Here is an 8,584-nt window from a genome sequence, read left to right as displayed (position 1 = left end):
GCTCTCGACGCCGCCGCCAACCGTGACAGCTGCACCTTCGTTGATGATCGTGTGCGATGCGTTGGCGATGGCCTGAAGGCCTGACGAGCAGAAACGGTTGATCGTGGCGCCGGAGGTTGTCGACGGGCAGCCGGCCCAGAGGGCGGCGTTGCGCGCGACGTTGTGACCGGTGGCGCCTTCGGGTTGCGCGGTGCCGAGGAAGACGTCTTCGACAGCGGCGCCTTCGACGCCAGCGCGCTCGAGGGCGCTCTTGATGGCATGGCCGGCCATTGTGATGCCGTGGGTGTCATTGAGCGAACCACGGCTGGATTTGCCCATGCCGGTCCGTGCGGTGGATACGATGACTGCTTCACGCATTTAGAAAGTCCTCCAAAGAATACTCGATATATTTTGTGATGTTGCGGCGCACACTAACGGGCTGGCGCGCAAGGCGCTAGCCTTCCCTTAACGTCAAGGTCAAGAAATCGCACCGTCAGGCAGGTGTTTTGGCCTTTGGGGCGCTGTCCCGCACGGATTCGTCGACATAGGTCTCGAACTTGGCAAAGTTTGCCACGAACATGTCGGCGAGCTTTGCGGCCTGGCGGTCATAGGCGACAGGATCGGCCCAGGTCGAGCGTGGATCAAGGATTTTGGAATCGACGCCGGGAAGGTCCGTGGGCACCAGGAAGCCGAACGTCTCGTCCTTGCGGAACGTCGCCTTGTTCAGCGACCCGTCGAGGGCGGCATTGAGCAGGGCGCGCGTTGCCTTGATGGGCATGCGGTTGCCCTGGCCGTAGGGACCGCCTGTCCAGCCGGTCGAGACCAGCCAGCAATCGACGTCATACTTGCCGATCAGGTCGCGCAGCAGGTTGCCGTATTCGGACGGATGGCGCGGCATGAACGGTCCGCCAAAGCAGGTGGAGAAGGTGGCTGTCGGTTCAGTGACGCCCTTCTCGGTGCCGGCGACCTTGGCGGTGTAGCCAGACAGGAAGTGGTACATGGCCTGCGCCGGCGTGAGCTTGGCAATCGGCGGCATCACGCCGAAAGCATCGGCGGTGAGCATGACCAGGTTCTTCGGCTGGCCGCAGCGACCGGACAGCGACGCGTTGGGGATGGCGGAGATCGGATAGGCGCCACGCGAATTTTCGGCGAGCGTGCCATCGTCGAGATCAAGCTCGCCAGTGACCGGATCCATCACGACATTTTCGAGGACGGTGCCCCATTGTTTCGTGGTCGCGTAGATTTCAGGCTCGGCCTCCGCTGACAGCTTGATCATCTTGGCGTAGCAGCCCCCCTCGAAATTGAAGAGGCCGTTTTCCGACCAGCCATGCTCGTCGTCGCCGATCAGGATGCGACTGGCATCGGCCGACAGTGTCGTCTTGCCGGTGCCGGACAGGCCGAAGAAGATTGCGGCGTCATCTTTCTCTGACGTGTTGACCGAGCAGTGCATCGGCATGACGCCCTTGACCGGCAGGTAATAGTTGAGGGCGGTGAAGACCGACTTCTTGGTCTCGCCCGCATAGGACGTGCCGCCGATCAGGACCATGCGTTTGGCAAAGTTCACGGCGATCACGGTTTCCGAGCGCGTTCCGTGACGGGCCCGATCGGCGCGGAAGCTCGGGCAATTGATGATCGTGAACTCGGATTTGAAGTTCGCGTATTCTGCATCCGTGGGTATGCGGAGGAGGTGGCGGATGAACAGCGAGTGCCAGGCGAATTCAGTGACGACAGTCACGGGCAGGCGGTGATCGGGGTCGGCGCCGCCGAAGAGTTCCTGGACGAAGATGTCCTGGCCGGCGAGGTGCGTCGTGAAGTCTGCCAGCAGCGCGTCGAAATGCGCCGGGGTCATCGCGGCATTATTGTCCCACCAGACCGTGTTTTCGGTGGTCGCGTCGCGGACAGTGAATTTGTCTTTGGCCGAGCGGCCCGTGTGCTGTCCGGTTTCGACCACGAGCGCGCCGCCGTTTGCGACGTGGGATTCCCCATTTGCAATAGAGGTTTCGTATAGGCGTGGTTCTTTCCAGTTTTTCCGGATGGATTTCGGGCGCACGCCCAATTCGGCAAGAATGGCTACGGTATCGCTCATGGTTTCCTCGGAATTTTGTTCGGCGCTCGGGCGAATTAGAATGAGCCACTAAATGGCAGGGACCAAAAATTTGCAACATTCATGCCTGCGACATGAACAGTTTGAAGCAGTATTAGCGCTAACATACCGGATCTGGGATGAATTTGCCTGTCGCGATCATCCGTCGGATGGCTTGCCCCGCAATCGATCCAGCACGGCATCGCGCCAGGATTCAGGCAGGACGTACACAGTCCACGCGCCCACCTCATAGTGTGCGCGTTTCCAGATATCGACCGGATTCAGGCTGGCTTTTGCGCAGGCCGTGCGCGCGTTCGGGCCGCCCTGTGTGACGGATTGGTAGATGATCCTGGCGCGCAGCAGGTGCATGCAGTTGGAGACGAACACGAGTTGCTCGGCATTGTTTAAACCGGGCTGGCTGGCGAGTGTCTTAAGGCCGGAAATCGTATCGCGCGACGAGACGTCTGCCATGATACGGGCGCCATATCCGGACCGGCGGATGGCGGTGAGTGCCATGTCCTGGCTGCCGACGATGCCTTCCTGTGGGCGATGCCCGCCGACCATCACCAGCCGGTCGACCTTGCCCGCCTCGAGCAGGGCAATGCCCTTGTCGATACGGGCGTCAGCTTCCTTGGGCGAGTCGGAATAGAAAACGACACCTGCACCATGGGTGATCTTTCCGGTCTGATCGACGAAACGGGTCAGGCCGAAAAAGACGAGCGTTGCCAACAGGTCCGCAACCAACAGCCGCACCAACAGGAATCGCAGTTTTCTCATGCCGCTTCTTAGCAGGATTCAGGACGCGGGCGAGGGGACAGGTGTAGTTTTGAGCGCGTCGAGCAGGGCGTGCGTGGGGGTGGTGAGGGACGTCGGCAGGGCGTCGAGACGGTACCAGCCAAAACCGCCATGTTTTTCAGGCTCCATCAGGCGCGGTGTGCCCGAAACGATGCGGGCGTAAAAAATTGGCGAGACCCAGTGGCGCCCGTCGCCGCCGTCCAGGATTTCTGCGATGCAGGCGAGCCCGGTGACGGCAATCCCGATTCCCAGCTCTTCGGCAATTTCCCGCCGCGCCGTTTCGCGGGCGGGTTCACCGAAGTCTATCTTGCCGCCCGGCAGGCCCCATGCACCGGCTTCGGGTTCGGTGAGGCGCTGGATGAGCAATAGCTGGCCTGCGTCATCGAAAATGGCCGCGCCACATCCTGTCTCGGGATAGGCTGTCATGCGCGGTCGCCGAGCAGCCAGCGGATCACGTCGACATAGTCGAAGGCCAGTGACACGAGCAGGACTGCGACTGCCACAACAATCCATTTTCCGGCCCATGTTTCAGGCACACGCCAATGGGACCGGCGGGCGAGCAGGTAGGCAACGAGCGGTGTCCAGGCCACCACATGTCCGAGCCCCAGGATTCGGCTGTAGCCAAACTGGCTGTAAAGGAACAGGACTCCCCCCGCGCCGACGACCAGGCCAAGCAGCGTCCAGCGCGCCTCGACCCGGACGAAGCTGAACGGGATCGACAAAGCCAGCACTCCGACCAGGACATTGAGCCAGACCTGGATCCATTGCGGCTGGGTGGCGACGTCGGCATTGAATGCGGCGAAGACGTCCAGCATCTCTAGAGTTCCCCGAAGGATTGCAGGGCGGCCAGCGCAATGGGCTCGCCCCATTCCTGAACGAAGTGTCCGCCATCGGCGACGATCATCGGCTCCGGGCAGTCGCGGATGGTCTGGCGCAGCTGTTCCATTTGCGCCGGGCCGAGCACCGGGTCCTGCGCGCCGACCGCCATGAAACTGTCACCCGACCAATCATTCGCCCACCAGTGCGCAGCACGTTTGGAGATGTCGACGCCTTCCATGCCGGGCGCGACCATGACCAGTTCCGGGAAGGTGCGCACGCCAGCCTTGTAAGTCGCGTCCGGGAAAGGTGCGCCATAGGCCGCCGCTTCTGCATCGGACAGGATGGGCGTGCCGCGCTTCATCAGGGCCGCGACGTCTAGGTCCGGTTGGCTGCGCACATAGGCTTTCCACTGGTCGAAGCCGGCGCCGGGAGACACGCCGGTGGCGATGGCCGTGTTCATGACGATCAGCCGTTCGAATGTGTCGGGCATATCCATCGGGATTGTCAGGCCAAGCAGGCCGCCCCAGTCCTGGCAGACAAGCGTGACAGTCTTCAGGTCCAGGCGTTTGATCAGTTCCAGCATCATGTTGCGGTGAAAGTTGAACGTGTAGACCGCGTCATCGACCGGCTTGTCGGACCGGCCAAAGCCCAGCCAGTCAGGCGCGATAACCCGGGCGCCACTGTCGAGAAAGACCGGGATCATCTTGCGATACAGATAGGCCCAGGACGGCTCGCCGTGCAGGCAGAGATAGGTGCGGACGGCATCCTGCGGGCCTTCGTCGACATAGTGGACCCTCAGGCCCTCATACCCCGGAAGGTCATCCACATAATGCGGCGCGTAATCGTAACCGGGCAGGTTTTCAAAGCGGGCATCAGGTGTGCGCTTGGCGTCGAGGGGCATGGGGAATCCTCTGGTCTGAATTTGAATCCACCATGCGTTAGGCTGCCGCGAATGCCAACAGGGTGGCCATCGCAAAGGCGTGCTTATAACGCGCGATGAATATGCTAGGATGGCAGGCGTGCTGGTTCACGTCGAACCGCAAATACGCTTTGGAGAACGTTATGGCATACACGATCAACCGGACGATTACGGGGGCGAGCTTTGACGCGGTTGACCAACGCACGCGAGCTGCCCTCGCGGGCAAGGGGTTCGGTGTGCTGACCGAGATCGACGTTGCGGCAACGATGAAGAAGAAACTGGATGCCGACATGCCGCCCTATCGCATTCTGGGCGCCTGCAATCCACAGATGGCCTATCAGGCGATCGGGATCGAGCCGCGCGTCGGAGCGATGCTTCCCTGCAATGTCATCCTGAGGCAGGTGGGAAATGCCGTTGAGGTGAGCGCCGTCGATCCCGTGGCCTCGATGCAGGCAATCGACAATAGTGAACTTACGCGCGTTGCTGGCGAAGTGCGTGACCTGCTCGCCGAAGCCATCGCGCAAATCTGAAGAGGAGGTCTGGAAATGGCCAAAGTGATCGGCCTGGGAGGGTTGTTTTTTCTGTGTAAGGACGTCGATGCGACACGCGCCTGGTATACCCGCGTGCTCGGTATCAAGATTGACGATTTCGGTGGCAGCAGTTTCAGCCATGCCGGCGCAGCGGGCGTGTTTCCGAAAGCGGCCCAGACCATATGGGCGCCGTTCAAGGGAGAGAGTGATTACTTCAAGCCTTCAAGCAGTGACTTCATGATGAATCTCATGATCGACGACCTGCCCGGCATGCTCGAGCGAGTGAAGGCTGAAGGCGTTGAACTCGAGGGTGATCCCATGAGCGAAAGCTATGGCCACTTTGCCTGGATCATGGATCCTGACGGCCGGAAAGTGGAGCTCTGGCAGCCCATCGAGCCAGCGGCCTGACAGGGGCCCAATAAAAAGCGGCCGCCCCGGTTTCCCGTGGCGGCCCGAGGAGAGGCTCGTCGAAACGAATAGAGCGTTAGCTTCTGGCCGATGCCTTGCAGGCTTCGATTTCTTCGGCCGTCAGTTCGGATTTGTCATTGCGCAGAGCGGTGACGACGCCAACTTCCTTGGCGATCTTCTTGCAAATGCGGACAGAGGCTTTCTTGCGGTCGAGTTCGCCGACGCAGGTTGTGCCTTCGCAGGTCCAGACAACGCTCTCGGCGATGACATGTTTGTCGGCAACAGGGGCAGCTGTTTCGAACACGAATGTGCCAGCGAGAGCAGGTGCGGCGAGCGCCAGAGCGGCGGCGCTGATAAGGGCGGAACGTAGCATGGGAGGGTGCCTTTCGTTCGGGGTTCATGATGAGCGTGCAACGCGGTGGAGAAAGGGCAAACACCCCCTTCACCCCAATGACTACCAAACGCTGAATATTTGGTCAAGTGTTCAGAATGCAGAATCGATCAAATTCCCCGAGCGGAAATCGATCGGCGGCGCAGTTGCCCCTACGACACAAATTGCCCCCGCCCACGCCTGAGTTAGAGTGGATGAAAGAACAGAGGCATACGCCCGGGAGAGAGACATCATGGACTTCAATATTCCGCAGGATATCAGCGATTACCTGGTCGTGCTCGACCAGTTTATCGAAGACAAGATCAAGCCGCTCGAACAGCAGGATGACAATATCCGCTTCTTCGACCATCGGCGCGAATGGGCCCGCACGGACTTCGAGAACCAGGGCTTGCCGCGCAAGGAATGGGAAGAGCTGCTGGGCAAGGCGCGACGCCTCGCGGACGAAGCGGGACACTTGCGGTATGGCTTGCCGAAGGAATATGGCGGCCAGAACGGTTCGAACCTCGCCATGGCGATCATCCGCGAACATCTCGCGCGCAAGGGCCTTGGCCTGCACAATGATTTGCAGAACGAGCATTCCATCGTCGGCAACATGCCGCAGATCCTGATGCTGCGCGACTTTGCCCGCGACGACCAGAAGCATCTCGCGACAGCGGCCCTTGAGGGCAAGTTCCGCGCGACGTTCGGCCTGACCGAGCCGGATCATGGTTCTGACGCGACGCATATGGAAACCCGTGCTGTCCGCCACAAGAAAGACGGCAAGGACGGCTGGCTGATCAATGGCGAGAAGATGTGGATCACCGGCATGCACCATGCCACGCACATGATGTGCTTTGTCCGCACCAGCGGCGAGGACGGCGATGCGCGCGGCATCACTTGCCTGCTCGTGCCGGCAGACGATCCGGGCATCGAGATTCTCGAATACATGTGGACGTTCAACATGCCGACCGACCACCCCCGCCTGACGATCAAGGATGTCTGGGTGCCAGACAGCGCCGTGTTCGGCCCGCCGGAAGGCGGCCTGTCGCTGGCGCAGCACTTCGTGCACGAGAACCGCATTCGCCAGGCCGCGAGCTCGGTTGGCGCCGCCCTCTACTGCATTGACGAGTCGATCGACTATGCGAACACGCGCGCGCCGTTCGGCAAGAAGCTGTCAACCAACCAGGCGATCCAGTTCCCGATCGTGGAACTTTCAGCGGAAGCGGAGATGCTCCGGCTGCTGATTTTCAAGACGGCGTGGGAAATGGATCAGATGTCCAAGCCGGAAGTTGCGATCAAGCTGTCTGACAAGGTGTCGATGTGCAACTACCGGGCAAACCGGCTGTGCTGCAACGCCGCCGACCGCGCGATGCAGATCCATGGCGGGATGGGCTATTCGCGTCACAAGCCGTTCGAGCACATCTATCGTCACCACCGTCGCTATCGCATCACCGAGGGGTCGGAAGAGATCCAGATGCGCAAGGTTGCCGGGCACCTTTTCGGCTTCATGGGCGCGCAAAAGCATGGCCAACCCCGCGGCGAAAAAGACGCCAAGGGCAAGAGCACCGAACCGACGGATTTTGCGGTTCGCTAGATACCAAATTGCACCCGGCGGGAGGCAAATCCCCGCCGGGCGGCAAAGGGTTAATTTCACGGTAACTTTCGTGGGGGCAGAGTCGGTGAAAGATTCACCACACTGGAGTTCCCGCCATGTCCCTGCTCGAACGGGTGATCCGTGCGCACCGTTGCACGTCGACACATCACCATATCGCGTTCAATGCGCTTGACCTGATCGGTGCGGATGAGGCGGAAAAGTGGAAGTCGCTGTTCCTGGTGCATCATGAGCACTTGTTGAAAGGCGCGAAAGCGCCTGACACGACCTTCAAGGATTTCCGCAATCACGTCCTGCACATTTCCGAGGGCGAGTGGGGCGGCGCGCGTGACAAGGCCACGGAATGGTATGCCACGGCTGTCGACCTGCTTTCGCGCAAGAAGTGGAGCGAGGCAGCCTATGCGCTGGGCGTGCTGAGCCATTATTATGCCGATCCGCTGCAGCCCTTCCATACTGGCCAGACCGAGGAAGAGGGCGCCATCCACCGCGCCGTGGAATGGAGCATCGCCAAGTCCAATGACGAAATCTCGGCGCGCATCGAGGCGAATGGCTATCCGGAAATCCATGTGCCGAATGGCGTGGGTTTCGTGTCCGACATGGTGCGGGCCGGCGCAGAGCGGTCGCATCCCCACTACCAGACCTTCATTGACCATTATGATCTCGACGTGGGCATAAAGGATCCGCCGGCTGGGCTCGATGAGACCATGCTGGAGATCGTCGCCGACCTTGTCGCCTATGCGACAGCGGGCATGGCGACGCTGATGTCGCGTGCCATCGAAGAGGCGGCCGTGGCGCCGCCCAAGGTGAACCTGACGATACAGGGCTATATCGAGACGTTGGATATTCCGCTTCGCAAACTGTCACGAAAAATCGCGGATGTGGGCGACCGCCGCCAGGTCGAGCGCATGTATGCCGAGTTCCAGAAGACCGGCAAAGTGGTCAAGACATTGCCCGACGACGATAAGGCGATCCGCAAGCTGCATGCGAAACAGGTGCTGCGTGTGCCGCTGAAGCAGCTCGACGCGCAGGAGCTTGCGCCGCTTGGCAGCGCGCGGGTGAAACCTGTGGA

The 8,584-nt window shown here is 60.8% G+C and carries 10 protein-coding genes and 1 pseudogene; 4 read left to right on the top strand and 7 right to left on the bottom strand.

Annotated elements, in window-relative coordinates; genetic code table 11:
- The 6 genes and pseudogenes from AADA04_RS10225 to AADA04_RS10200 all read right to left on the bottom strand — a co-directional run.
- Positions 1–357, bottom strand: a pseudogene (locus AADA04_RS10225) (acetyl-CoA C-acyltransferase); the annotation flags it as partial.
- A gap of 115 nt (positions 358–472) precedes the next feature.
- The gene (locus tag AADA04_RS10220; protein WP_340693164.1) at positions 473–2,065 is read right to left on the bottom strand and encodes a phosphoenolpyruvate carboxykinase; all 1,593 of its coding nucleotides are present in this window, start codon (positions 2,063–2,065) and stop codon (positions 473–475) included.
- 156 nt (positions 2,066–2,221) lie between these two features.
- Positions 2,222–2,839 (bottom strand): YdcF family protein, encoded by a 618-nt coding sequence (locus AADA04_RS10215; RefSeq protein ID WP_340693163.1) that lies wholly within the window; start codon positions 2,837–2,839, stop codon positions 2,222–2,224.
- 18 nt (positions 2,840–2,857) lie between these two features.
- Positions 2,858–3,283 carry an NUDIX domain-containing protein gene (locus AADA04_RS10210; RefSeq protein ID WP_340693162.1) on the bottom strand — a complete coding sequence of 142 codons (426 nt, stop codon included), beginning with the start codon at positions 3,281–3,283 and terminating at the stop codon, positions 2,858–2,860.
- Complete coding sequence (locus tag AADA04_RS10205; RefSeq protein ID WP_340693161.1) at positions 3,280–3,672, bottom strand: hypothetical protein; 393 nt, start codon at positions 3,670–3,672, stop codon at positions 3,280–3,282. The genes AADA04_RS10210 and AADA04_RS10205 overlap by 4 nt, the downstream gene beginning before the upstream one ends.
- 2 nt (positions 3,673–3,674) lie before the next feature.
- A complete protein-coding gene (locus AADA04_RS10200) occupies positions 3,675–4,577 on the bottom strand; it encodes a haloalkane dehalogenase (protein WP_340693160.1) in 903 nt (300 codons plus the stop codon).
- 161 nt (positions 4,578–4,738) lie between these two features.
- Between AADA04_RS10200 and AADA04_RS10195 the strand changes: the two genes are divergently transcribed.
- Together AADA04_RS10195 and AADA04_RS10190 are read left to right on the top strand one after the other, a co-directional pair.
- Positions 4,739–5,125 carry a DUF302 domain-containing protein gene (locus AADA04_RS10195; protein WP_340693159.1) on the top strand — a complete coding sequence of 129 codons (387 nt, stop codon included), beginning with the start codon at positions 4,739–4,741 and terminating at the stop codon, positions 5,123–5,125.
- A 15-nt stretch (positions 5,126–5,140) separates the two neighbouring features.
- Positions 5,141–5,533 carry a VOC family protein gene (locus AADA04_RS10190; protein WP_340693158.1) on the top strand — a complete coding sequence of 131 codons (393 nt, stop codon included), beginning with the start codon at positions 5,141–5,143 and terminating at the stop codon, positions 5,531–5,533.
- Positions 5,534–5,609: 76 nt separating this feature from the next.
- On the opposite strand, the gene AADA04_RS10185 is transcribed toward AADA04_RS10190, so the two are convergent.
- Positions 5,610–5,906, bottom strand: coding sequence for a hypothetical protein (locus AADA04_RS10185; protein WP_340693157.1), 297 nt, complete (start codon positions 5,904–5,906; stop codon positions 5,610–5,612).
- Positions 5,907–6,156: 250 nt separating this feature from the next.
- Between AADA04_RS10185 and AADA04_RS10180 the strand changes: the two genes are divergently transcribed.
- Both AADA04_RS10180 and AADA04_RS10175 read left to right on the top strand, forming a co-directional pair.
- Positions 6,157–7,497, top strand: a complete 1,341-nt coding sequence (locus AADA04_RS10180; RefSeq protein ID WP_340693156.1) for an acyl-CoA dehydrogenase family protein — start codon at positions 6,157–6,159, stop codon at positions 7,495–7,497.
- Positions 7,498–7,613: 116 nt separating this feature from the next.
- Positions 7,614–8,584, top strand: a 971-nt coding sequence (locus tag AADA04_RS10175; protein WP_340693155.1) for a zinc dependent phospholipase C family protein, incomplete at its 3' end; no start/stop codon positions are given.

This window comes from Hyphomonas sp. (assembly GCF_037969335.1).
Classification (GTDB): domain Bacteria; phylum Pseudomonadota; class Alphaproteobacteria; order Caulobacterales; family Hyphomonadaceae; genus Hyphomonas.
Note: the sequence above shows the minus strand (reverse complement) of the source record. Positions and strands in the feature narration are given on the sequence as shown.